The 23,616-nt window shown below is 70.3% G+C and carries 17 protein-coding genes; 7 read left to right on the top strand and 10 right to left on the bottom strand.

Going from position 1 to position 23,616, the window contains the following annotated elements; translation table 11 throughout:
* Positions 1 to 177 precede the first annotated feature (177 nt).
* From K206_RS0120920 to apbC, 5 genes are all read right to left on the bottom strand, one after another.
* A complete protein-coding gene (locus K206_RS0120920; protein ID WP_029043884.1) occupies positions 178 to 1,158 on the bottom strand; it encodes a quinone oxidoreductase in 981 nt (326 codons plus the stop codon).
* A 166-nt stretch (positions 1,159 to 1,324) separates the two neighbouring features.
* The gene (locus K206_RS0120915; RefSeq protein WP_020204345.1) at positions 1,325 to 3,598 is read right to left on the bottom strand and encodes an arginine/lysine/ornithine decarboxylase; all 2,274 of its coding nucleotides are present in this window, start codon (positions 3,596 to 3,598) and stop codon (positions 1,325 to 1,327) included.
* Positions 3,599 to 3,752: 154 nt separating this feature from the next.
* Entirely contained in the window at positions 3,753 to 4,319 is a 567-nt protein-coding gene (gene dcd, locus K206_RS0120910; RefSeq protein ID WP_020204344.1) for a dCTP deaminase, read from the bottom strand.
* Positions 4,320 to 4,682: 363 nt separating this feature from the next.
* Complete coding sequence (locus K206_RS0120905) at positions 4,683 to 5,207, bottom strand: superoxide dismutase family protein (RefSeq protein ID WP_029043883.1); 525 nt, start codon at positions 5,205 to 5,207, stop codon at positions 4,683 to 4,685.
* A 148-nt stretch (positions 5,208 to 5,355) separates the two neighbouring features.
* Complete coding sequence (apbC, locus tag K206_RS0120900; protein WP_020204342.1) at positions 5,356 to 6,444, bottom strand: iron-sulfur cluster carrier protein ApbC; 1,089 nt, start codon at positions 6,442 to 6,444, stop codon at positions 5,356 to 5,358.
* A 305-nt stretch (positions 6,445 to 6,749) separates the two neighbouring features.
* On the opposite strand from apbC, the gene K206_RS0120895 reads away from it, so the two are divergent.
* The 3 genes from K206_RS0120895 to K206_RS0120885 all read left to right on the top strand — a co-directional run bounded on the left by K206_RS0120895 (position 6,750) and on the right by K206_RS0120885 (position 11,786).
* Positions 6,750 to 7,382 carry an OmpA family protein gene (locus K206_RS0120895; protein ID WP_020204341.1) on the top strand — a complete coding sequence of 211 codons (633 nt, stop codon included), beginning with the start codon at positions 6,750 to 6,752 and terminating at the stop codon, positions 7,380 to 7,382.
* A gap of 330 nt (positions 7,383 to 7,712) precedes the next feature.
* Positions 7,713 to 9,779, top strand: a complete 2,067-nt coding sequence (gene metG / locus K206_RS0120890; RefSeq protein WP_020204340.1) for a methionine--tRNA ligase — start codon at positions 7,713 to 7,715, stop codon at positions 9,777 to 9,779.
* Between the two features lie 144 nt (positions 9,780 to 9,923).
* Complete coding sequence (locus tag K206_RS0120885) at positions 9,924 to 11,786, top strand: SulP family inorganic anion transporter (protein WP_020204339.1); 1,863 nt, start codon at positions 9,924 to 9,926, stop codon at positions 11,784 to 11,786.
* Here K206_RS0120885 and bamE read toward each other — a convergent pair whose 3' ends face one another.
* From bamE to K206_RS0120870, 3 genes are all read right to left on the bottom strand, one after another.
* Positions 11,787 to 12,335, bottom strand: a complete 549-nt coding sequence (bamE, locus tag K206_RS0120880; RefSeq protein ID WP_029043882.1) for an outer membrane protein assembly factor BamE — start codon at positions 12,333 to 12,335, stop codon at positions 11,787 to 11,789.
* Positions 12,336 to 12,396: 61 nt separating this feature from the next.
* Positions 12,397 to 16,512, bottom strand: coding sequence for a translocation/assembly module TamB domain-containing protein (locus tag K206_RS0120875; RefSeq protein ID WP_020204337.1), 4,116 nt, complete (start codon positions 16,510 to 16,512; stop codon positions 12,397 to 12,399).
* Between the two features lie 37 nt (positions 16,513 to 16,549).
* A complete protein-coding gene (locus K206_RS0120870) occupies positions 16,550 to 18,460 on the bottom strand; it encodes an autotransporter assembly complex family protein (RefSeq protein WP_020204336.1) in 1,911 nt (636 codons plus the stop codon).
* A 210-nt stretch (positions 18,461 to 18,670) separates the two neighbouring features.
* On the opposite strand from K206_RS0120870, the gene K206_RS0120865 reads away from it, so the two are divergent.
* From K206_RS0120865 to panC, 3 genes are all read left to right on the top strand, one after another.
* Positions 18,671 to 18,859: a DUF3460 family protein gene (locus K206_RS0120865; RefSeq protein ID WP_020204335.1), complete on the top strand. Its 189-nt coding sequence runs from the start codon at positions 18,671 to 18,673 to the stop codon at positions 18,857 to 18,859.
* Between the two features lie 28 nt (positions 18,860 to 18,887).
* A complete protein-coding gene (locus K206_RS0120860; RefSeq protein ID WP_020204334.1) occupies positions 18,888 to 19,769 on the top strand; it encodes a ScpA family protein in 882 nt (293 codons plus the stop codon).
* Positions 19,770 to 19,922: 153 nt separating this feature from the next.
* Positions 19,923 to 20,771 carry a pantoate--beta-alanine ligase gene (gene panC / locus K206_RS0120855; RefSeq protein WP_029043881.1) on the top strand — a complete coding sequence of 283 codons (849 nt, stop codon included), beginning with the start codon at positions 19,923 to 19,925 and terminating at the stop codon, positions 20,769 to 20,771.
* A 77-nt stretch (positions 20,772 to 20,848) separates the two neighbouring features.
* Here panC and K206_RS0120850 read toward each other — a convergent pair whose 3' ends face one another.
* Positions 20,849 to 22,048, bottom strand: coding sequence for a PepSY domain-containing protein (locus K206_RS0120850; protein WP_020204332.1), 1,200 nt, complete (start codon positions 22,046 to 22,048; stop codon positions 20,849 to 20,851).
* 277 nt (positions 22,049 to 22,325) lie between these two features.
* On the opposite strand from K206_RS0120850, the gene K206_RS0120845 reads away from it, so the two are divergent.
* A complete protein-coding gene (locus K206_RS0120845) occupies positions 22,326 to 22,886 on the top strand; it encodes a GNAT family N-acetyltransferase (protein ID WP_020204331.1) in 561 nt (186 codons plus the stop codon).
* On the opposite strand, the gene K206_RS0120840 is transcribed toward K206_RS0120845, so the two are convergent.
* Positions 22,883 to 23,614, bottom strand: coding sequence for a ParA family protein (locus K206_RS0120840; protein WP_020204330.1), 732 nt, complete (start codon positions 23,612 to 23,614; stop codon positions 22,883 to 22,885). The genes K206_RS0120845 and K206_RS0120840 overlap by 4 nt on opposite strands.
* Between the last annotated feature and the right edge of the window lie 2 nt (positions 23,615 to 23,616).

Raw genomic sequence — 23,616 nt, 5'->3', positions numbered from 1 at the left:
CGGGATGGGTGTCCTGCGCGGACAAGGGCCGCGCGGCGCGGCTTTCAGGCTGGCGGAGGGTTGCTCCCCTCTCCCATGAAATGGGAGAGGGGAGAACACAGGCGGCATGCTGGTTTTGCCGGCAGTCCGAAGGTCCCGCACGCGGGACCTTTTTCTTTGCCCGCCGCGCCCGGCCGCTCAGGGCAGCAGCACGATCGCGCCGGTGGTGGCGCGCGCCTCGGCCGCACGGTGCGCCTCGGCGACCTGCTCCAGCGGATAGCGCGCGCCGATGGTGGCGCGGATCGCGCCCTGTTCGATGGCCTGGAACACGTCCGCCGCGTTGGCGCGGAAGGTCTGGGTGTCGGCGTTGTGCGGGAACACCGAGGGCCGCGTCAGGAACAGGCAGCCCTTCTTGTTGAGCAGTTCCGGCTCGAACGCCGCGACCGGGCCCGATGCCGCGCCGTACAGCGCCACCAGCCCGAACGGCGCGGTGCAGTCGAGCGAGCCCATGAAGGTGTGCTGGCCGACCGAATCGTAGACCACGCGCGCCTTGCGCCCGCCGGTGGCGTCGATCACCTGCCGCACCCAGTCCGCCTGCGAATAGTCGATGGCGGCGTCGCAGCCGGCCGCCCGCGCGACCTCGCACTTGGCTGGCGAACCGGCCGTGCCGATCACCGTGGCGCCGAGCGCCTTGGCCCAGCTGGCGAGGATCTGGCCCACGCCGCCGGCGGCGGCATGCACGACCACGATGTCGCCGGGCTGCACGCGATGGGTCTTCTTCACCAGGTACTGCGCGGTCATGGCCTTGAAGAAGACCGCCGCCGCGGCCACGTCGTCGATGCCGTCGGGCAGCTTCACTACCTTGTCGGCGGCGACGTTGCGGCGCCCGGCGTAGGCGCCGATGCCGGCGTTCATGTAGACCACGCGGTCGCCCGCGCGCAGGTCCGCCACGCCCTCGCCCACCGCCTCGATCACGCCGGCGGCCTCGTGGCCGAGGCCGGTCGGGTTGGGCAGCGGATACTTGCCCGCGCGCTGGTACACGTCGATGTAGTTGAAGCCGACGGCGGTCTGGCGCAACTGCACCTCGCCCGCCGCCGGCGCCGGCAGGTCGGCCGTCACCAGCCGCATCACCTCGACGCCGCCGAACTCAGTCAATTCCACTCTACGCGCTGAAGCCATGCTCACTCCGTCCGATGGGATTTCCACATGCCGCCGGGCCGCGGCGATTCAGGCGCCACTCTAGCGCATTCCCGCGCGGCTTGCCGGCGGGCGGATTGCCAATGGAAAGGGCCTCGCTCGCGCGAGGCCCTTGGGATGCCGGGGAGGCTCCTGCTGCCGGCCAGCCTCAGCGAACCTGCTTCACGCAGTCGACGAAATACGCCCTGCCGCCGCCGTCGGTCTCTTCCTCCACCAGGCCGTGGATGTCGGTCTCGAAGCCGGGGAACAGCTTGTTGAAGTCGCGCGCGAACTTCAGGTACTGCACGATGATGTGGTTGAAGCGCTCGCCCGGGATCAGCAGCGGGATGCCCGGCGGGTACGGCGTGAGCAGGATGGCGGTGACGCGGCCTTCGAGCTCGTCCACGGCCACGCGCTCGATCTCGCGGTGGGCCATCATGGCCCAGGCGTCGGACGGCTTCATCGCCGGCTCCATGTCCGACAGATACATCTCGGTGGTCACGCGCGCCACGTCGTTGGCCTTGTAGACGCTGTGGATGGCGTCGCACAGGTCGCGCAGGCCCATGCGCTCGTACTGCGGATGCTTGGCCACGAACTCGGGCAGCACGCGCCACAGCGGCTGGTTCTGGTCGTAGTCGTCCTTGAACTGCTGCAGCTCGGTCACCAGCGAGTTCCAGCGGCCCTTGGTGATGCCGATGGTGAACATGATGAAGAACGAGTACAGCCCGGTCTTCTCGATGATGATGCCGTGCTCGGCCAGGTACTTGGTGACGATGGCCGCCGGGATGCCGCGCTCGCTGAACTCGCCGTCCACGTCCAGGCCCGGGGTGATGATGGTGGCCTTGATCGGGTCGAGCAGGTTGAAGCCGTCGGCGAGGTCGCCGAAGCCGTGCCAGCGCTCGTTGGACTTGAGCATCCATTCCTCGCGGTCGCCGATGCCGTCCTCGACCAGCGCGTCGGGGCCCCACACCTTGAACCACCAGTCGCCGTTGTTGCCGGCTTCGTAGTCGCCCTCGACCTTGCGCATGGCGCGGCGGAAGTCGATCGCTTCCTGGATGCTTTCCTCCACCAGCGCGGTGCCGCCCGGCGCTTCCATCATCGCCGCGGCCACGTCGCACGAGGCGATGATCGAGTACTGCGGACTGGTCGAGGTGTGCATCAGGTACGCCTCGTTGAAGCGGTAGCGGTCCAGCTTGCGCGTCTCGGAGTCCTGCACGAGGATCTGCGAGGCCTGCGACAGGCCGGCCAGCAGCTTGTGCGTGGACTGCGTGGCGAACACCAGCGCGTCCTTGCTGCGCGGGCGGTCGCGGCCGATCGCGTGCATGTCGCGGTAGAACTCGTGGAACGCCGCGTGCGGCAGCCAGGCTTCGTCGAAATGCAGCGTGTCGATCTCGGTCGCCAGCATTTCCTTGATCTGCTCGGCGTTGTACAGCACGCCGTCGTAGGTGCCCTGGGTGATGGTCAGGATGCGCGGCTTCTGGTTCTTCGCCAGGCTGGCGAACGGGTGCGCGGCGATCTTGCGGCGGATGGTCTCGGGGTCGAACTCGCTCTTCGGGATCGGGCCGATGATGCCGTAGTGGTTGCGCGTGGGCATCAGGAACACGGGGATCGCGCCGGTCATCATGATCGCGTGCAGGATCGACTTGTGGCAGTTGCGGTCCACCACCACGATGTCGCCCGGCGCCACGTTGGCATGCCACACCATCTTGTTCGAGGTGGAGGTGCCGTTGGTGACGAAGTACATGTGGTCGGAGTTGAAGATGCGCGCGGCATTGCGCTCCGAGGCCGCCACCGGGCCGGTGTGGTCGAGCAGCTGGCCGAGCTCGTCCACCGCGTTGCAGACGTCGGCGCGCAGCATGTTCTCGCCGAAGAACTGGTGGAACACCTGGCCGACCGGGCTCTTGAGGAACGCCACGCCGCCCGAGTGGCCCGGGCAGTGCCACGAGTACGAGCTGTCCTGCGCGTAGGCGATCAGCGCCTTGAAGAACGGCGGCGCCAGCGAATCCAGGTAGACCCGCGCCTCGCGGATGATGTGGCGCGCCACGAACTCCGGCGTGTCCTCGAACATATGGATGAAGCCGTGCAGCTCGCGCAGGATGTCGTTGGGGATATGGCGCGAGGTGCGGGTCTCGCCGTACAGGAAGATCGGCAGGTCGGTGTTGCGGCGGCGCACTTCGTTGACGAAGGCGCGCAGCTTCTCGATGGCGGCGGCTTCGGGGCGGTCGTCCTCGCTGACGAATTCGTCGTCGTCGATCGACACGATGAACGACGAAGCCCGGCTGGACTGCTGCGCGAACGAGGTCAGGTCACCGTAGCTGGTCAGGCCCATGACCTCCATGCCTTCCTGCTCGATGGCCTGCGCTAGCGCACGGATGCCCGAGCCGGAAATGTTCTCGGAGCGGAAGTCTTCATCGATGATGATGACGGGAAAGCGGAATTTCATAGGGCATCCTTGGACGGCAGGAAGGACTTGAGCCACATGGCCCGGGGACGCTCTCCCCTGGGCGGCATGTGGCTCGACGTTCGGGCTTGGCGCGCGGCCCGCCGGCGCTCACTCGGGAGCCGGCGCATGCCGCGACGCGCGCATTGTAAAGCGATCAGGTCTTCGGCAGTGTGACACCGTGCTGGCCCTGGTACTTCCCGCCGCGGTCGGCATAGGAAGTCTCGCAGATCTCGTCGCTTTCGAAGAACAGCACCTGGGCGCAGCCCTCGCCGGCGTAGATCTTGGCGGGCAGCGGCGTGGTGTTGGAGAACTCCAGCGTGACATAGCCTTCCCATTCCGGCTCGAACGGGGTCACGTTGACGATGATGCCGCAGCGCGCGTAGGTGCTCTTGCCCAGGCAGATGGTCAGCACGCTGCGCGGGATGCGGAAATACTCCATCGTGCGCGCCAGCGCGAACGAGTTGGGCGGGATGATGCAGACGTCGCCCTTGAAGTCGACGAAGGACTTCTCGTCGAAGTTCTTGGGATCGACGATGGTGCTGTTGATGTTGGTGAAGATCTTGAATTCGTCGGCGCAGCGGATGTCGTAGCCGTAGCTCGAGGTGCCGTAGGAAACGATCTTGCGGCCGTCGGACTCCCGTACCTGGCCGGGCTCGAACGGCTCGATCATGGCGTGCTGCTCCGCCATGCGGCGGATCCACTTGTCGGATTTGATGCTCATATGGGTACCGGGATGAACAAATGCGGGCAGGCTCGGGCGCGGCCGGCGGCGTTGCCGCGCCGGGCAGCCGGGAACGCTGCTCGCATTTGCTCACGGCACGCCGGACCTGCCGGGGCCTCGCGATGGCCCGCATTGTACAACCAATCGGAAGCGCTTCCGGCGCGCGGGCATCGGGGAAGTGAGCCGGAGTGGAATCAGGCGCGGATCGGGCTCGGATCGGGCTCGCATCAGGCCGGAACCAGGCCGGAACCAGGCCAGGACCGGACCGGAAGACCGGCCGGGAGCGGCCGTGAGCGACTGTGGACGGCGCGGGGAGCGGCGCGGGAAGCCGGGACGGCGTGCCCCGCTTCCCGCGCCCGCCCGTCAGGACTTGGCGATGACGCCGCAGGCGACGCGCCCGCCGGAGTTGCCGGTCGGCTGGGTGCGGTAGTCGTCCGGGTCCTTGTGCACCACCACGGCGCGGCCGACCACGCTGGTGGGGCCGGGGGCCACGGTCACGCCGGTCAGCTGGAAGCTGGCCTGGGCGCGCCCGCTGGCGTCCGCCCGCAGGTTGTTGATGTCGCCGGCATGGTGGTCGGGCATCGACATCGAGCCGTGCGGCTTGCCGGTCGGGTTGAAATGGCCGCCGGCGCTCATGGCATCGGGGCTCGAGCAATCGCCCTTCTCGTGCACGTGGAAGCCGTGTTCGGTGTTGGGCGGCAGGCCGCTCACGTCGGCCTTGACCAGCACGCGGTCGCCGCGCTGGGTGAAGGTCACGGTGCCTTGCGTGGCGGTGCCGCTCTTGGCGTCGAGCTTGGCCACGGCGCTGTCGCCGCCGATGTCCATGCTGCCGCAGCCGGCCAGGGCGCCCACTGCCGCCAGGCAGAAAAGTACGCGTACATGCTTCATGCAGAACCTCCTCTCACGGTGTTGTGCGGCCGATTGTACCGCCGCAATGTGACGTGCCGGCGAGAGTTTGCCGCCCGATGGCGCGCGCCGGCGGGCAGGTGGCGGACAGGCGGCGGACGCCCGCCCGGGCCGGCCCGCCGGACGCCGCTCAGGTGTTCTGCACCACGATGCTGGGGAACTTGCTGCTCATGTCGCGCGCGCGGTCGGCCACCTTGACCGCCACCTTGCGCGCCATCGCCCGGTACAGCTCCGCCACCGGGCTGTCGGGATCGGCCACCACGGTCGGGCGGCCGGTGTCGGCCTGCTCGCGGATCGAGCGGTTCAGCGGCATGCTGCCGAGCAGGTCCACGTGGTAGTCCTCGCACATCTTCTCGCCGCCGCCCTCGCCGAAGATATGTTCGACGTGGCCGCAGTTCGGGCAGCAGTAGACCGCCATGTTCTCGACGATGCCGAGGATGGGAATGCCCACCTTCTCGAACATCTTGAGGCCCTTCTTGGCGTCCAGCAGCGCAATGTCCTGCGGCGTGGTGACGATCACCGCGCCGGTGACGGGCACCTTCTGCGACAGCGTGAGCTGGATGTCGCCGGTGCCCGGCGGCATGTCGACGATCAGGTAGTCGAGGTCGTGCCAGTTGGTCTGGCGCAGCAGTTGCTCCAGCGCCGAGGTCACCATCGGGCCGCGCCACACCATCGGGTTGTCCTGCTCGATCAGGAAGCCGATCGAGTTGGCCTGCAGGCCGTGGCCTTCGAGCGGCTCCATCGTCTGGCCGTCCGACGACTCGGGCCGGCCGGTGATGCCGAGCATCATCGGCAGGCTGGGGCCGTAGATGTCGGCGTCGAGCATGCCCACGCGCGCGCCCTCGGCGGACAGCGCCAGCGCCAGGTTGACGGCGGTGGTGGACTTGCCCACGCCGCCCTTGCCGGAAGCCACGGCGATCACGTTCTTGACGCCGGGCAGCAGCTTGACGCCGCGCTGCACCGCGTGCGACACGATCTTGCTGGTCACGGTCACGCTGGCATTGGCCAGGCCCGGGATTTGCTGCAACGCAGCAAGCACCGCCTGGCGGATCGGCTCGAGCTGGCTCTTGCCGGGATAACCCAGTTCCACTTCCAGCGACACGTCGCCGCCATCGACGCGCACGTTGCGCGCCGAGCGGGTGGACACCAGATCCCGGCCCGTGTTCGGGTCGATCACGGTGCGCAGGACTTCGGTAACCTGGTCGATGGTGAGGCTCAAGACAATCTCCGCTGCTGGATGTGGGGGAAGGCGCGTACTGTATCAAAGTATGGACCACGCGCCCGCCGAGGGTGGCGCGCGGCCGACAAGCCCATGCGCCGCGCATGGAATTACACGCACTTACAACTGTCACAGGCTTGCGCTTGTGCGCCCGGCTTCATGTCCTTATTGTAGTGCGCCAGAAACGCCGCCCGGCGCGGACCACCGGATACTTGTATTCACGTGCCTTCCGCGTTATTTCTAGCGTTGTGGTGCGCACCGTGTCAAAAAACCAGCCAACAACGATTCGTCCTGAAGGAGAAAGCATGAAACTCAAGCTCGTCAGCCTCGCCACCGTCGCCGTGCTCGCTGCCGGCTGCGCCACCGAACAAGGCACCCAGACCGCGGTCGGCACCGGCGTGGGTGCCGCGGTCGGCGCCGGGCTGGGCAACCTGATCGGCGGCAACACCACCGGCACGCTGGTCGGCGCGGCGGTGGGCGGCGCCCTGGGCGGCGCCACCGGCTACAACTGGAACGCGATCCGCGGCAAGCTGAACAAGGACACCGCCGGCACCGGCACGCAGATCACCGAGCAGCCGGACGGCTCGCTGAAGGTGAACATCCCGAGCCAGGTGACGTTCGACACGGACAGCTCGACCATCAAGCCGTCGTTCCGCGCGGTGCTCGACCAGGTCTCCCAGACCCTCAACCAGCATCCGGACGTGGCCGCCACCGTGGTCGGCCATACCGACAGCACCGGCAACCCGAGCTACAACATGCAGTTGTCGCAGCGCCGCGCGCAGAGCGTGGCCGGCTACCTGGGTGACCGCGGCGTCGCGCGCAACCGCCTGGCGGCCGAGGGCCGCGGGCAGACGCAGCCGATCGCGGACAACGCGACCGAGGCGGGACGCGCGCAGAATCGCCGCGTGGAAATTTTTTTGAAACCAATTCAAGGGTGATGCAGTCATAGAAACAGGTACCGCTTGTCACCGTTGCTGGCTCGCGATGGGTGACTGACCTCCCGGGCGGTACCTGATTTCTCCTCCTTTTCCGTTGTGGAAAGCTGCGCCGGTTCTGACCGGCGCTTTTTTTGCCCGCAGCTCTACAAGTGGCATATAAGTCACTACAAAGCCGCGCCGGCCCTCCCCGCCACCGTCCTGTCCGCCACCGGTCCGCCGCGCGCCACCCGCGCCTGCGGCCCCGCTTGCTAGAATAGCCGTCTCACGGTGCGCGCCGGCCTCCCGCCGCGCGTGCCCGCTTTCCCCGTTTACCCCTGACCGGCACCATCCATGACCGCACGTCGCATCCTCGTCACCTCTGCCCTGCCATACGCCAACGGCCAGATCCACATCGGCCACCTGGTGGAGTACATCCAGACCGACATCTGGGTGCGCTTCCAGCGCATGATGGGCAACGAGGTCTACTACGTGGGCGCCGACGACACGCACGGCACGCCCGTGATGCTGCGCGCCGAGAAGGAAGGCATCACCCCCAAGCAGCTGATCGACCGCGTCTGGAGCGAGCACAAGCGCGATTTCGACAGCTTCCTGGTGTCGTTCGACAACTACTACAGCACCGACTCGGACGAGAACAAGCAGCTTTCCGAGAAGATCTACCTGGCGCTGAAGGCCGAAGACCTGATCGCCGAGCGCGAGGTCGAGCAGTTCTACGACCCGGTCAAGAACATGTTCCTGCCGGACCGCTTCATCAAGGGCGAGTGCCCGAAATGCGGCGCCAAGGACCAGTACGGCGATTCCTGCGAGGTGTGCGGCACCACCTACGCGCCCACCGACCTGAAGAACCCGTACTCGGTGGTGTCGGGCGCCACGCCGGTACGCAAGTCGTCGGCCCACTATTTCTTCAAGCTGTCCGACCCGCGCTGCGAGACCTTCCTGCGCGAGTGGGTGGCCGACCTGGCCCAGCCGGAAGCCGCCAACAAGATGCAGGAATGGCTCGGCGCCGAGGGCGAGGCCTCCACGCTGTCGGACTGGGACATCTCGCGCGACGCGCCCTACTTCGGCTTCGAGATCCCGGGCGCGCCCGGCAAGTACTTCTACGTGTGGCTGGACGCGCCGATCGGCTACTACGCCAGCTTCAAGAACCTGGCCGAAAAGAAGGGCATCGACTTCGACGCCTGGGTCGGCCCGCACTCCACCGCCGAGCAGTACCACTTCATCGGCAAGGACATCCTCTACTTCCACACGCTGTTCTGGCCGGCCATGCTGCGCTTCTCGGGCCACCGCACGCCGACCAACGTGTTCGCCCACGGCTTCCTGACCGTGGACGGCGCCAAGATGAGCAAGTCGCGCGGCACCTTCATCACCGCGCAGAGCTACATCGACACCGGCATGAACCCGGAATGGCTGCGCTACTACTTCGCCGCCAAGCTCAACGCCAGCATGGAAGACCTCGACCTGAACCTCGAGGACTTCATCGCGCGCGTCAACAGCGATCTGATCGGCAAGTACGTCAACATCGCCAGCCGCGCCGCCGGCTTCCTGGTCAAGCGCTTCGACGGCGCGGTGGACGAGGCCGCGCTCGCGCACCCGCTGCTCAAGCAGCTGCGCGAGGCCGCGCCGCAGGTCGCGCAGCTTTATGAAAGCCGCGAGTACAGCAAGGCGCTGCGCCTGGTGATGGAGCTGACCGACGCGGTCAACGCCTTCGTCGACACCGAGAAGCCGTGGGAACTGGCGCGCGACGACGCCAGGCGCGCCGCCCTGCACGCGGCCTGCTCGGTCTCGCTCGAGGCGTTCCGCCTGCTCACCGTCTACCTCAAGCCGGTGGTGCCGCAGATGGCCGCCGGCGTGGAGCGCTTCCTCAACGTCGAGCCGCTCGACTGGCGCGCGATCGACAAGCAGCTGAGCGCCGCGCGCCCGGTGCAGCCGTACTCGCACCTGATGACGCGCGTGGACGCCAAGCAGGTCGACGCGCTGCTGGCCGCCAACCGCGACTCGCTGCAGGCCGCCGCGCCGGCCGGCGCCGATGCCGGCGCCGCCGCGATCGAGCCGGTCGCCGAGACCATCACCATCGACGACTTCGCCAAGGTGGACCTGCGCGTGGCGAAGATCGTGGCCTGCCAGAAGGTGGAAGGCTCGAACAAGCTGCTGCAGCTCACGCTGGATGCGGGCGAAGGCAAGACCCGCAACGTCTTCTCCGGCATCCAGTCGGCCTACGCGCCCGAGCAACTGGTCGGCAAGCTGACCGTGATGGTGGCCAACCTGGCACCGCGCAAGATGAAGTTCGGCCTGTCCGAAGGCATGGTGCTGGCCGCCTCGGCCGCCGACGAGAAGGCCACGCCGGGCCTGTGGATCCTGGAGCCGCACGACGGCGCCGTGCCCGGCATGCGCATCCGCTGAGCGCGCGCCGGTGCGCAGGCGAGCGCGCCCGCGCGCCACGCGGGCCGGCCGCCGCGCGGCGGCCGGCACCGGCGATTGACGACACCGCGCCGGCAAGCCCATACTGCATTCCTGCCCCACAAGGGCGTTGATGGAGTCCCTGGCATGCCCGACAGCGTTCCCGGCCACGCTCCCGTCGCCGGTACCCCGCGCAGCGGCCCACGCCTGCGCCAGCCCTTTCCCCTCGCCGCCTTCCACCCGCGCCTGCGCGACAGCCTGCGGGACTACGACCGCGCCACCTTCGCCAAGGACCTCGCCGCCGGCCTGACCGTGGGCGTGGTGGCGCTGCCGCTGGCGATGGCCTTCGCCATCGCCTCGGGCCTGCCGCCCCAGGCCGGCCTGTTTACCGCCATCATCGCCGGCTTCCTGATCGCCGCGCTGGGCGGCTCGCCGGTGCAGATCGGCGGCCCCGCCGGCGCCTTCATCGTCATCGTCTACGGCATCGTTGCGCGCTACGGCGTGGCCAACCTGCTGATCGCCACCATCCTGGCGGGGATGCTGCTGTTCGCGATGGGGCTGTTCCGGCTCGGCACGCTGGTGCGCTTCATTCCGGTGGCCATCGTGATCGGCTTCACCAACGGCATCGCGGTGCTGATCATGGTGTCGCAGATCGGCGACTTCCTCGGCCTGCGCACCGGCAAGCTGCCGGGCGACTTCCTCTCGCAGATGCGCGTGCTGGGCCAGGCGCTGCCGACCATATCGTGGCCCACGGTGGCGCTCGCGCTGGGCTCGCTGGCGGTGGTGGCGGGCTGGTCGCGCCTCGCGCGGCTGGCGGACCGGCGCCGGCATGCCGCGCCGGCGCAGCCGCCGGCCGCGCCCGGGCGCTGGAGCCGGGTCCTGTCGATGGTGCCCGGCACGGTGGTGGCGCTGGTGCTGGCCACCGCGGCCAACGCGCTGCTGGAGTTGCCGGTGGAGACCATCGGCACGCGCTTCGGCGGCATCCCGCAGGGCCTGCCGCCGTTCGCGCTGCCGCACCTGAGCTGGCAGCTGGCGCAGCAGCTGCTGGCGCCCACGCTGACCATCGCGCTGCTCGGCGCGATCGAGTCGCTGCTGTGCGCGCGCGTGGCCGACAGCCTCATCGACGACCGCCACGACCCCAACCAGGAACTGATGGCGCAGGGCATCGCCAACATCGTCACGCCGTTCTTCGGCGGACTGCCGGCCACCGGCACCATCGCCCGCACCGTCACCAACGTGCGCAGCGGCGGACGCACGCCGGTGGCCGGCATCATCCACGCCGCCACGCTGCTGGTGATCATGCTGGCGGCGGCGCCGCTGGCCAGCGCCATCCCGCTGGCCACGCTGGCCGCCATCCTGCTCTACGTGGCGTGGAACATGGGCGAATGGCACGTGTTCGGGCTGGCGCACCTCAAGCGCTTCAGCAACAACTACCGCATCATCATGCTCGGCACCTTCGTGCTGACGGTGGTGTTCGACCTCACCGTGGCGGTGCAGGTGGGGCTGGTGCTGGCCTGCCTGTTCTTCATCTACCGCATGGCCTCGCTGACGCAGATCGAGCCGATCGCGCCGGCCGAGCTGCCGCCGGCGCCCGGCGGCGCGCTGCCGGCGGGCGAGGTGCAGGCCTACCGCATGACCGGCGCGCTGTTCTTCGGCGCGGTCAACAAGGTGGAAGCGCTGATCGACCCGCGCGACCGCAGCCAGCCGGCGCCGGCGGTGCTGATCCTGGAAGTGGGCAAGCTGGTGGCGCTGGACACCACCGGGCTGGACACGCTCGACGCGCTGCGCCGCACGCTGGCGCGCCGCGGCGGCACGCTGGTGGTGTGCAACGCCGCCGCGCAGGTGTTCTCGCTGATGCGGCGCGCCGGCTTCCTGGAGCGCATGGGCCCCGAGAACTGCTGCGACACGCTGGCCGCGGCCTGCGCCCGCGCGGGCGTGCTGCTGGCCGGGCGCGCTGCCCGCGATGCCGCCCAGGCAACGCAGGCCGCCCCCGCCGCGCCGCCGGCCTAGCTAGCCGCCCTGCATCTTCGACGGATCGTCGCTGCGCGAGGTGTGCGTCACCTTGCCGGCGGCGTCGAAGTGCACGTTGAAGAAGGCCTTGTCCTGCGAGCTCTCCCACCAGCGGTAGCCCCACACCTCTTCCTTCTTGAGCGCGAACGCTTCCACCTTGGTCGGCTTGCCGAGCAGGCGGCGGATGTCGTCGCGGCTCATGCCGGCATGCACGCGCGCGAAATTCTCCGCGGTCAGCACCTGCTCGATGGCGCCGACCTTGCCGTCCGCGCCGATGGTCACCATCCACGTGGTGGCGCCCTCGGGCCCGCGCGGGTATTCGAGCCGGCGCGCGCCGTTGTCCTCCTCCCACACGATTTCCGGGCGCCCGGCCTGGCGCCGCACGTCGTCCTCGCCCGACTGGCCGACCACGATGCCCTTGAACAGCTCGCTGTCGGGCTTGACGGCGTTCCATACCGAGCGCGCGCCCTCGCCCGCCTTCTTCATGGCTTCGTCGACCTTCTGCTGGTCGCAGCCGAACAGCGCAAGCACGGAGGAAATCAGTCCCATGGCGGCAAGGCGCCGGTACGGCGCGTGAGTGGAGAACATGGCGAAAACGCGCCCGCCGGGCTCAGCGCGCGCGGGCATCCGAGGCGGCGCCGGCCGGCGCTGTGGCGTTGTCGGTAGTGGTGTCCTGGCTGGCATCGGTCTGGCTCCTTGCGCCCGCGGCGCGGCGGGAAGTGCCGCTGAACAGGTTGCCCCAGCTGTCGAAGCGGCGGTTGAACAGCACGGACAGCCCGTTGATCGAGCCGCCCTTGGCAATCAGCGACCAGCGCCGCGAGAAGGCCCAGGTCAGCTTGACCACGTTGGAGGCGCTGGTCAGGCTCTGCTCGTAGCCGACCGAGATCTTCTCGGTCACGGCCTTGCCCACGCTCACCACCTGCTGGTCGTTCAGGCCCGCGGTGCTGGGGCCGATCGAGAATTCGTCGATGCCGAGCTGCTGCACCACGCCCTTGCCCGCGCGCCCGCCCAGCATGCCCAGCGCCGCGCCGCCCAGCGCGCCGGCGCTGAGCTGCCGCTGCTGGCCGCTGGTATTGCTCTCGGCGCCGTAGCCGAACATCAGCCACGACAGCTTGTCCTCGTCCGGCACGTTGGGCTCGGACACCAGCCGCACGCGCGGCAGGCGCACCGTGCCGGTCACTTCCACGCCGGCCGCCACTTCCTGGTTGCGGCGCATGGCGCGGATGTTCAGGTTGGGATTGTCCACCGGCCCGTTGAAATTGACGATGCCGCGCTCGATGTCCAGCTTGCGCCCGAACGCCTCGTAGGTGCCGTCGGTCACGCGGATGGTGCCGGTGGCGCGCAGCGGCGTGAGCGGCGCGCTGCGTACGCCGAGCTGACCGCCGAGCCGCAGGTCGGCGCCGGCGCCGCGGAAGCGGAAGTTGTCGCCGAGGTCCAGCGTGAGGTCGATCAGCGGGCTGAAGCGGCCGGCCGGCTTGGTTTCCGGCACCGGCGTGGCGGCGGTCTTCAGCTCGCGCTGGTCGCGCCGGCGCACCACCACCACGTCGTCGCCGAGCACCGGGGCGCCGGCCTTGGGCAGGTCGAACAGCCCGCGGTCCACGCGGAACCTGCCGCGGATCACGATCTGGCGGTTCTCGTTGAGGATGCTGGCGTCGCCGGAAACGATCAGGGTGCGCTCGGGGCTGGCGAAGATCTGCAGCTTGTCGGCCACGATCCGGCCGGTCAGGTTGGGGTCGGTGTCGCCCAGCTTGATGTTGCCGGTGGCGACGATCTTGCCGTCGCCGCCGTGGAACTCCACCTGCCTGAGCTCGATCGTGTCCTGGTCCAGCGCCACGCGCACCACGCCGCCGGTCAGGCGGATGCCTTCGTCGTACAGCGTCAGCGCGATGTCCTCGCCGTCGATGTTGCCGGTCAGCAGCGGCTTGCCCACCGTGCCCGCCAGTTGCAGCACGGCCGCCAGCCGGCCCTCGAACGCATATTGCGGGCCGCTCAGCGCCTCGAGCGTCTTGAGCCGCGGGATGTCCGCCGTCACCTTGCCCGCCAGCGCCGAGGCCGGCGTCACCGTCATCAGGCCCTGTTCCTGCAGCAGCCCGGCCGAGGCGTCCACCGTCACCCGGCCCAGCCGCGAAGCCTCGATGCCGCCGCGCAGGTTGACGCGGTTGCCGGCCAGGTCGGCGCGCAGCGCGCTCTCGCCCAAACCCAGCGTGGTGAAGCCGCGCCCCGCGTTGACCGAGAGGTCGCCGCTGCGCCGGCGCAGCTCGGCGAAGCCGGCCGCGCTCTCGGCCAGCGTGACGTTCCAGCGCCCGTCCAGCACCAGGTCGGAGCGCAGCGGCGGCGCCTCGCCGGTGAACGCCTCGGCGAGGCGCAGCAGGTTCGCCACCTCCAGGCCGTCGAGCTTGCCCTGCGTGCGGATGCGCCCGTGGTCGAACTCGAAGCCGTCCACGTCGACGCGGGCGTGCTCGAACTGCAGGCCGGCCGCGCCCAGCTTCACGCGCTGGTCCGCCACCTGCAGCGACGCCGGCGCCAGCAGGCGCACGTTGGCGGTGCCGCGCTCCTCGAGCATGCGGATGGTGCCGCTCCAGCCCGCCGCGCCCTGCCACGCGCCCTGCCCGGCCAGGGCCAGGTCGAGCGGCTTGCCGTGCATCGCGCCGGCCGCCTTGAGGTCGAACACGTGGCTGGCCTGGGTGCCGCTGATGGAGGCGTCGAGCGTGCGCAGCGCGGCGAACGGGCCGCGGTAGTCGCGCACGTTGAGCTGCAGCGCCAGCGTGCCGTCCAGGCCGCCGCGCAGATCGGCCTTGCCGCTGGCGCTGGCCACCTTGTGCGGGCCCACCGCCAGCGCCTGCGCGCTGTAGCTGCCCGCCACCTCGGGCCGGGCCAGCGTGCCGGTGATGTCGGCGTCGAGCTTGAGCAGGCCGGCCACGCCGAACTTGAGCCGCTCGAGCTGGGGCGCGTCCACGTGCAGCCTGAGGCGGTCGCCGCGCGCGCCGAAGCTGCCGTCGAGGCGGGCCTGGTTGCCGGCCATGTCGAGCGTGGCCTGGCTCGGCAGCAGGCGCTCGCCGGCCAGCCGCAGCTTGCCCTCGCCGCGCATCGGCAGGCCCGCGTAGACGCTGTCGCCCACCGTGAAATCGAGCGCCACGCGCCGCTCGGGCGCGAGCGTGCCGCTGGCGGCGAACGCCGCGTTGATGTTGCCGGGCGCCACCGCAGCCAGCCGCGCGGGGTCGAAGTTGGCCAGCTTGCCCTTGAAGCTGAAGGGCTGCGCGTCCTTGAGCGAGAGCGTGCCCTCGGCGCTGAGCGTGCCGCGGCCGATGCCGGCGCGCAGCGCGGTCAGCGTCACCGCGTCGGCGTCGAGGCGCGCGTCGGCGAACAGCTTGAGCTCGCCGCCGGACAGGTCCACCGCCAGGCTCTGGCGGCCCGGCTCCAGCCGCACGATCACCGGCCCGGACAGGCGCACGCGGTTCAGGCTGCCGTGCAGCGCCTTGGGGTCGAGCTCGCGCACGTCGAGGTCGAAGCCGCCGCGGCCGTCGCGCAGCGCGCCGCTGCCGCGGATCTCGCCGCCGCCCGACAGCGCCACGCGCAGGTCGCGCACCACCTGCGAGGCCTCGCTCACCTCGATGCGCGCCTGCGCGGACGCCACCGGCAGGCGCTGCGCGTCGATCGGGCCGGCCTCGTGGTTGACCACGCGCACCTCGCCGGCCACGCGCAGCGGCGCCGCGCCGGCCGCTTGCGCCGCCGGCGCGGAAGCCCCGGCGGCCGACGCCCCCGCGGCGGCCGGGGCCGATGCCGCGGCCCCGTCGACCGGCCGCAGCTCGGCATGCACGGACAGGTTGGCGCGCGGCGCCGACGGGCTGAACAGTTGCGGGTTGATCTGCTCGGCGTCGATGCCCACGTGGGTGAACGGCACCTTGCCGAACGGCGTCAGGTCCGCCGCGGCGCGGCCGCGCAGGCGGTCGCCGCTGGCCTCGGCCTGCGCGTGCAGCGCGGCCAGCGTGCCGTTCACGCCGGCGCTGATGCTGAACGATTCCTTCTGCCAGTTGCCTTCGAGCAGCGCCCCGCCGTTGAGCGCGAACGGCGCCTGGCCGGCGAGCTGCGCGTTGGCGGCCAGCTTGCCGTAGGGCGTGAGCAGCTGGTCGATGCTGACGCGGTGGCGCAGCCCGTCCGAATGGAGCGAACCCGCCAGCCCGGAGAACACCAGTTCATCGGGCGTGGCCGGCGGCCCCTGCAGCAGCGCCAGGCGCTCCAGCGTGAGCGAGTCCACGTCCACCGCGAGCGGCAGCTCGAGCGACGCCGGCAGCGTGGCCGGCGCGCTGCCGGGCGCGGCCGGCGCGGCGGGCGGCAGGCGCAGCGTGACCTTGCCGATGCGCAGCCAGTTCACGTGCAGCCGCGCCGGCGACCAGCCCAGCGCCCAGTCGCCCTCGGCGCGGTCCACCGTGACGCGGGTCTGGCCGCTGGCGAAGACCACGTCGCGCAGGCGCAGCCCGTGCGCCACCGTGCCGCCTTCCAGCGTGCCCGACAGGGCGCCGGCGGAAAGCCGCGTCGCCAGCGACCACAAGTGGCGCGTGCCGGCTTCCGTGCGCAGCGCCAGCACCACCGCCAGCACCGTGGCCACCAGCGCCAGCAGCACGAGCGCGGCCAGCCAGGCCAGCCAGCGCCCCAGGCGACGGCGGCCCGGCCGCGGCAGCGGCGCGCCGTCGCCGGCCGGCACCGGGGGCATGTCGGGAATGCTCATGCGGCGGGTCCTCCGCGGGCGGGCGCGCGCAGCGTCATCAGAATGCGACTCCCAGCGAGATATGCGGGCGGAACTGCTTCTCCTGGATGCCGTAGCCCACGTCGAGCTGCACCGGCCCGACCGGGCTGCGCCAGCGCGCGCCGATGCCCACGCCGTTGTAGAGCCGCACGCCGGTCAGGTTGTCGGTGGCGGTACCGGTATCCCAGAAGACCGCCACGCCCCAGTCGTACAGGAACCAGTATTGGTATTCCAGGCTGGCCGTGCCCAGGTACTTGGCGGGCAGCACGCTGGCGCCGCTGCGCGTGCCGATGGACTGGTAGCCGTAGCCGCGGATCGAGTCGGTGCCGCCGGCGCGAAAGCGCAGCGAGGCCGGCACGCCGGTCACGTCGCCGCGGGTGATGTCGGCGCCCAGCTCCAGCCGGGCCACCACGAGATCGCGCTTGCCCACCGGGATGTACTGGCGGATGCGGCCATAGAGGCGGAAGAAGGTCTCGTCGCTGAGCACGTGCTTGGCCGCCACCCCGAGCTGCGTGTTGATGACGTTGCCGCGCCGGGGGAAGACCGGGTTGTCGACGTCGCGCCGGGTCCAGGCGAAGGCCGGCACCAGCGCGCGGCTGAGCTGCGCCTCCTCGCCGTAGGGCTGCAGGCTGTCGTAGTAGTAGTCCAGCGATAGCGTGGTGTCGTACTTCTCGCGCGAGCGCGAGCGCTTGAGGCCCGTGCGCAGGCTGGTCAGGTCGGTGCTTTCCAGGTCGATGGTGCGCTCGTAGCTGCCATAGACGCTGTTGCGGTAGGTCCGGGTGTCGGGCGGCATGGCCACCTCGGCGAAGGCGTACTGGCGCTTCTGCTCGATGCGGGCCTGCGAGTCGAACACCCAGGCGCGGTTGAACAGGTTGTAGTACGAATAGCGCCCCTCCACCTGGGCTCCGGTGTCGGTGGTGTAGCCCACGCCCGAGGTGAGCCGGTTGGCCGGGTATTCGCGCACGCGCACGTGGACCGGCGCGGTCACGCGCTCGGCGTTCTGGTCCAGCGGCGGGTCGGCCGGCGCGCCGGACGGCTGGTCGTCGGCGCCCTGGTCGTCGGTGCTTCGGGCGTCGCCCTGCGGGCCCAGGTCGATCTCCACGTTGGAGAAATACGGCTGGTTCTGGATCGCGCGCTGGAACTCGAGCAGCCGCTCCACGCGGTAGGGCTCGCCCTGCGACAACGGGTTGACGTTGCGGATGATCTGCTCGGGATAGCGGCGCAGCCCGCTGATCCGCAGCGGCCCGAGGCTGTAGGCCGGCCCGCTGGCGTAACGCGCGTTCAGGTCGGCGGCGCGCTCGTCGGGGTCGACGCGCGCCTGCGAGCCGGCCAGCCGCGCGCCGTAATAGGTATGGCTCTGCAATTCGGCCAGCGCGTCGTCCTTGGCCTTGTCCCAGTCCGCCTGGCGGAACGGCTCGCCCGCCGGCAAGCCCCATTTGGCGCGCAGCTCGGCCACCTGCGCCGGCGACTGGGTGGCGGCCGGGCCGGTCACGTCGACGTCCACGTTGCGGATCAGCGTGCGCGCGCCGGGCTCCACGGTGAGGTACACGGTGCGCTGGTCGCCGCTGCCTTCCACCCGCGTGGTGGTGGCCGGGTCGAAATAGCCTTCGGTGGAGGTGAACTGGCGCACCTGCTCGCCCACGGTCTCGACCATGTAGTTGAACTGGTCCGGCGAGATGTCGTCGCGCGTGCGGTAGCGCGACAGGTCGAGGTGCTCCTCGAGCATGTCCTTGATCGCCTTGGGCGCGTCCACCTCGACCTTGTAGGTGGCCGCGGCCGGCGGCGCGCACAGCGCCAGGACGGCCCAGACAACCCAGCCGGCCGGCGTGGCCGCCGGCGGCAGCCGCCGCGAGCGGCGCCGGACGGACGCATTCCCCGGCGGCGGGCCGGAGGGCGCGGCAGGCGGCAGGCGCTCGTTCCCTGGATCCATCCTCATCGATCGGTGCACTTCATGCGAAGTCGACATTTGACCACACCGCGCGCCCAGCCTGCCGATGCGGGCGAAAAAGAGCGCCCGCCGGAGGACCCGGCCGGACCGCCCCGGGCGGGTCCGCGGGCAGACTCGCGCGCAAACCCCTGCCGGCGCCTGCCGATACGGTAAAATCCCGGCTGCCCCTTCAATTTCACCAATTTCCCCGTCATGGCTGCCTACGAATCGGATATCACCCAGTTCCTGAAGTCGCTCAAGGAAGAGCGCCCGTCGCTCGAGACGGAACAGCGCCAGGGCCGCGCCCTGCTGTGGGACAAGGCGCCGATCAACCTCGAGGAACGCGATCGCGCCATCGCCTCGCGCGTGGCGCAGAAGTCCTACGTCTACGCGCTGGACTGAGGCAGCCGCCGCGCCGCCCCCGCCCCCGATGAACCAGAGCGAGCAGGACAAGCTGTCGCTGGCGATCGAGCTGCCGAGCGTCGCGCCCGGCCAGGACTCCACGCCCGCGGCGGTGGACGGCATGGCCTTCGCGCGCCTGTACGGCGAGCCGCTGTTCAAGCTGCCGCAGGATCTCTACATCCCGCCGGACGCGCTCGAGGTCTTCCTGGAAGCGTTCGAAGGCCCGCTCGACCTGCTGCTGTACCTGATCCGCAAGCAGAACTTCAACGTCCTCGACATCCCGATGGCGCAAGTGACGCGCCAGTACCTCGCGTATATCGAGCAGATCCGCAAGAGCAACCTGGAACTGGCCGCCGAGTACCTGCTGATGGCGGCCATGCTCATCGAGATCAAGTCGCGCATGCTGCTGCCGGTCAGGAAGACCGACAGCGACGAGGAAGCCGAGGACCCGCGCGCCGAACTGGTGCGCCGCCTGCTGGAATACGAGCAGATGAAGCTCGCCGCGATGCGCATCGACCAGGTGCCGCAGCTCGGCCGCGACTTCCTGCACTCGCAGGTGTACATCGAGCAGAGCCTGGCGCCGCGCTTCCCCGACGTGGAGCTGACGGACCTGCAGGCCGCCTGGGCCGACGTGCTCAAGCGCGCCCGGCTCAACCAGCACCACAAGATCTCGCGCGAGGAATTGTCGGTGCGCGAGCACATGAGCAACATCCTGCGCCGCCTGCAGCATGCGCGCTTCATGGAGTTCACCCAGCTCTTCGACGAAGCGGTGCGCTCCGGCAAGGGCGTGCCGGTGGTGGTGGTCAACTTCATCGCCATGCTCGAGCTGTCGCGCGAGTCGCTGGTCGAGATCACCCAGGCCGAGCCCTTCGCGCCGATTTATGTGCGATTGGCGTACATTCCCAACTAGTCCGCATTCCCCGGCGCCGTCCGAACGGCGCGACTTGCTCTACAATCCGCCGACAGCCGGCGCCGACAAGAGCGCCAGCCCGGTTCCCCACCCGCCGCCATCCGCGCGGGACCACGCCGGGCATACTCCTACCACGACCAGCACACCAACTTCATGAAAGTCATTTCCTCCATTCACGAGTTGCGGGACCAGTTGCGCGGGCAGAACCGGGTGGCCTTCGTGCCGACGATGGGCAACCTGCACGAAGGGCACCTGTCGCTGATGCGCCTGGCGCGCCAGCACGGCGACCCGGTGGTCGCCTCGATCTTCGTCAACCGGCTCCAGTTCGGGCCCAACGAAGACTTCGACAAGTACCCGCGCACGCTGCAGGATGACATCGAGAAGCTGCAGAAGGAAGGCGTCTACGTCCTGTTCGCGCCGACCGAGCGCGACATGTACCCCGAGCCGCAGGAATACCGCGTCGAGCCGCCGCACGACCTCGGCGACATCCTCGAAGGCGAGTTCCGCCCCGGCTTCTTCAAGGGCGTGTGCACCGTGGTGATGAAGCTGTTCTCGTGCGCGCAGCCGCGCGTGGCCGTGTTCGGCAAGAAGGACTACCAGCAGCTCATGATCGTGCGCCGCATGGCCAACCAGTTCGCGCTGCCGATCGACATCGTGCCGGCCGAGACCGTGCGCGCCGAGGACGGCCTCGCGCTGTCCTCGCGCAACCGCTACCTGACCCCCGGCGAGCGCGCCGAGGCGCCCGTGCTCTACCAGACCCTGCACCAGGTGCGCGACACCGTGCTGGCCGCCAACAGCGCCAGCGCGGACCTGGCCGCGATCGAGGCCGGCGCCGTGTCCGCGCTGGCCGCGCGCGGCTGGAAGCCGGACTACGTCGCGGTGCGCAAGCGCGCCGACCTGCAGCCGCCCAGCCGCGAGGAGTTCGTCGCCGGCGAGCCGCTGGTGGTACTGACCGCCGCCAAGCTCGGCGCCACCCGCCTGATCGACAACCTCGAGATCTGAGCTGATCCACCGGCACGAAAAAAGGGCGTCCGCGGACGCCCTTTTGCTTTGGCGGATCTTGGCGGATGCCGGCCGCCTCAGGCGCCCCTGACCCCGCCGACCTGCGCCCGCGCCATCGTGCGCGCGACATGCCTGCGGTGGCCGCGCCGCCGCTTCCACCAGATCAGGAAGCCGGTCAGGCCGAACGCCAGCGGCGCCAGGCCGAACACCGAGATGAAGATCCGCCCGGGCAGCCCGAAGGCCTCGCCGGTGTGCAGCGGGTACATCCAGTTGAGGAAGGTGTCGCCGGCGGGCGCCTTGAGCGGATCGCGCACCGCCACGCGCTGGCCGGTATGAGCGTCGAGCCAGAGCCGCGTGGCGCCGGTGTCGCGGCGCACCTCGCCGGGCTGGCGCAGGCGCACTTCGAACGGATCGCCGGGCTTGCGCGGGAAGCTCACGCGGGTGACTTCGGCCGCCGGGTACAGGCCGCGCGCGGCGGCGACCGCCTGCGTGATGTCCAGCAGCGGCGTGCCGGCCGGCGCGGGCGCCGAGACCGGCTTGCCCGGCGGCGTCACCGTCATCACGCTGGCCACGATCGGCGTCACCCACTTGGGCAGGTTCAGGTACCAGCCGGAGAACGCCATCGTGGCCAGCACCGGCGCGGCGAAGATGCCGGCGGTGCGGTGCAGCGAGTAGTTGAAGCGCGACCAAGAGCCGCCGTGGCTGATGCGGAACGCGCGCAGCAGCGCGCGCGGCCGGGGCTTGGGCAGCCACAGCAGCACGCCGGCCACGACCAGCACCAGCACCAGCATGCCGGTCACGCCGAGGATGGTGCGCCCGGTCTCGCCGGACAGCAGGTAGTGGTGCAACTGGAACAGCGTGGGCATCAGCAGCGGGCGCGACAGGCCCGGCTGGCCCCAGATGCGCTCGCCCTTCACCGCCAGCGTGACCGGGTCGACCATGACCTGGCGCGAGCGGCCCTCGCCGCCCGGCCCCTTGAGCGGATACCAGGCGACGAAGACCTCGCGCGGCGAGGACGGCAGCATCAGCATGCGCGGCCGGCCATAGCGCGGGTCGGCTTCGAGGCGCCCGGCGACGGCCTTGATGGTGGCCGGCGCCAGCGGCATCGGCACCTCCGCCGTGGCGGTCAGCAGTTCGGGATTGATCAGCGCGTCGAGCTCGTCGCGCCAGGCGATGGTGGTGCCGGTCAGCCCCAGCATGATGAACAGCAGCCCCAGCGACAGGCCGATGTACAGGTGGGTCTTGACGATGACGACGCGCAGGCGGCCGGTGACCATGAGGACGGGAATCCGTGTGTGGGGTGGGTAAGGCGCACAGCATGCGGCGACAGCAGGCAAGAGTGCCTGGCAGGCCGCCGGCAACAATGAGAATGCGAAGGATTCGCGATTCTATCAGGACGGCCGCGCGGCTGTGCATTGGCTGTGTAGCGGCCATATGTCAGCGGTGTCAGCAATGCCGGCGGTGCCGGCGGACGCGCGAGTTGGCGCAGAATGTCGGTCCGGGGCCGGCGCGGCCCCAGGAACCGCCGGTCCCCTGGACCGGACCGGCCAAACCATGACCGACATGAACAGGACCATCGAACTGACCCCGGCCGGCCCGCACGACGCGGCGCTGGTCGCCTCGCTCCACGCGCGCAGCTGGCAGCACGCCTACCGCGGCATCCTGCCGGACGGCTACCTGGAGCACGAAGCCCCGGCGCAGCGCCTGCGCACCTGGCACGCGCGGCTGGTGGAAGGCGCCGAGGCGCCGCTGGAGGTCACGCTGGCGCGCGTGGACGGCGAGCCGGCGGGCTTTTCCTGCCTGCAGCCGCAGGCCGAGCCGGCCTTCGGCATCTACCTGGACAACCTGCATGTGATGCCGCAATGGCACGGCACCGGCGTGGGCAAGCGCCTGCTGGCCGCCTGCGCGCGCCGCGTCGCCACCGGCTGGCCCGGGCAGCCGCTGTTCCTCTATGTGCTGGACGCCAACGCGCAGGCGCGCGAGTTCTACCGCCGGCTGGGCGGCGCCGAGAGCGAGCCGTTCGAGGACCCGTTCCCGGGCGCCGGCCTCATCGTGACCGTGCGCCGTGTCAGCTGGGGCGACGTGGGCGCCCTGCTCGCGCGGCTGGGCGGCTAGGCCGCCGAGGCATCGTTGGCCGCATCGGGCGCGGCCTCAGGCAGCGCCGACGCGCCCGGCGCCCGCGGCGCGCCGGCCCCGGTGGCCCCGTTGGCCCTGGCGGCGGCGGGATCGAGCCAGCCGATGATCGGCTGCCACTGCTCCCAGTCGCGCGCCACGCGCGACGGCGCCACGTCCCACAGCGTCAGGCCGTGCGCGGCCAGTTGCACGTAGTTCTGCGTGTCGCGCAGGAAACCGAGCACCGGCAGCCCGAGCCCCGCCACGAAGCGCTGCAGCTGCTCGGCCGCGCGCGTGCGCAGGTCCACCCGCATGCCGATCACGCCCACCGCCACGTCGCCGTGGCGCACGCGCTTGTCGTCGGCCAGGCGCGCGAGGAAGTCCTGGGTGGCGAGGATGTCGAACATGGAAGGCTGCAGCGGCACCACCACGCGGTGGGCCAGCTTCATCACCTCGTTGAAGCGCCAGCCGTGCAGGCCGGCCGGCGTGTCCAGCACCACGTGCGTGGTGCCCTTGGGCGGCCGGGCGATGTGGTCGGAGCTGATGTCCCAGGTGCGGATCGCGGGCGCCGTGGGCGGGCGCAGGCCCAGCCACGCGCGCGAGGACTGCTGGCGGTCGGTGTCGCCCAGCATCACCGCGTGGCCGGCGCGGGCAAAATAGCCGGCCAGGTTGGTGGCCAGCGTGGTCTTGCCTACGCCGCCCTTGGGATTGGCGATCACGACTACGGGCATTT

The organism is Cupriavidus sp. WS, assembly GCF_000395345.1.
GTDB classification, from domain to species: Bacteria; Pseudomonadota; Gammaproteobacteria; order Burkholderiales; family Burkholderiaceae; genus Cupriavidus; species Cupriavidus basilensis_B.
This window is presented reverse-complemented; position numbering and strand designations above follow the sequence as displayed.

What these genes read in the sequence shown, in the direction of transcription:
- K206_RS0120920 (WP_029043884.1), bottom strand. Translation starts at nt 1,158, where the DNA reads ATGGCTTCAGCGCGTAGAGTGGAATTGACTGAGTTCGGCGGCGTCGAG.
- K206_RS0120915 (WP_020204345.1), bottom strand. Translation starts at nt 3,598, where the DNA reads ATGAAATTCCGCTTTCCCGTCATCATCATCGATGAAGACTTCCGCTCC.
- dcd (WP_020204344.1), bottom strand. Translation starts at nt 4,319, where the DNA reads ATGAGCATCAAATCCGACAAGTGGATCCGCCGCATGGCGGAGCAGCAC.
- K206_RS0120905 (WP_029043883.1), bottom strand. Translation starts at nt 5,207, where the DNA reads ATGAAGCATGTACGCGTACTTTTCTGCCTGGCGGCAGTGGGCGCCCTG.
- K206_RS0120895 (WP_020204341.1), top strand. Translation starts at nt 6,750, where the DNA reads ATGAAACTCAAGCTCGTCAGCCTCGCCACCGTCGCCGTGCTCGCTGCC.
- metG (WP_020204340.1), top strand. Translation starts at nt 7,713, where the DNA reads ATGACCGCACGTCGCATCCTCGTCACCTCTGCCCTGCCATACGCCAAC.
- K206_RS0120885 (WP_020204339.1), top strand. Translation starts at nt 9,924, where the DNA reads ATGCCCGACAGCGTTCCCGGCCACGCTCCCGTCGCCGGTACCCCGCGC.
- bamE (WP_029043882.1), bottom strand. Translation starts at nt 12,335, where the DNA reads ATGGGACTGATTTCCTCCGTGCTTGCGCTGTTCGGCTGCGACCAGCAG.
- K206_RS0120875 (WP_020204337.1), bottom strand. Translation starts at nt 16,512, where the DNA reads ATGAGCATTCCCGACATGCCCCCGGTGCCGGCCGGCGACGGCGCGCCG.
- K206_RS0120870 (WP_020204336.1), bottom strand. Translation starts at nt 18,460, where the DNA reads ATGGATCCAGGGAACGAGCGCCTGCCGCCTGCCGCGCCCTCCGGCCCG.
- K206_RS0120865 (WP_020204335.1), top strand. Translation starts at nt 18,671, where the DNA reads ATGGCTGCCTACGAATCGGATATCACCCAGTTCCTGAAGTCGCTCAAG.
- K206_RS0120860 (WP_020204334.1), top strand. Translation starts at nt 18,888, where the DNA reads ATGAACCAGAGCGAGCAGGACAAGCTGTCGCTGGCGATCGAGCTGCCG.
- panC (WP_029043881.1), top strand. Translation starts at nt 19,923, where the DNA reads ATGAAAGTCATTTCCTCCATTCACGAGTTGCGGGACCAGTTGCGCGGG.
- K206_RS0120850 (WP_020204332.1), bottom strand. Translation starts at nt 22,048, where the DNA reads ATGGTCACCGGCCGCCTGCGCGTCGTCATCGTCAAGACCCACCTGTAC.
- K206_RS0120845 (WP_020204331.1), top strand. Translation starts at nt 22,326, where the DNA reads ATGACCGACATGAACAGGACCATCGAACTGACCCCGGCCGGCCCGCAC.
- K206_RS0120840 (WP_020204330.1), bottom strand. Translation starts at nt 23,614, where the DNA reads ATGCCCGTAGTCGTGATCGCCAATCCCAAGGGCGGCGTAGGCAAGACC.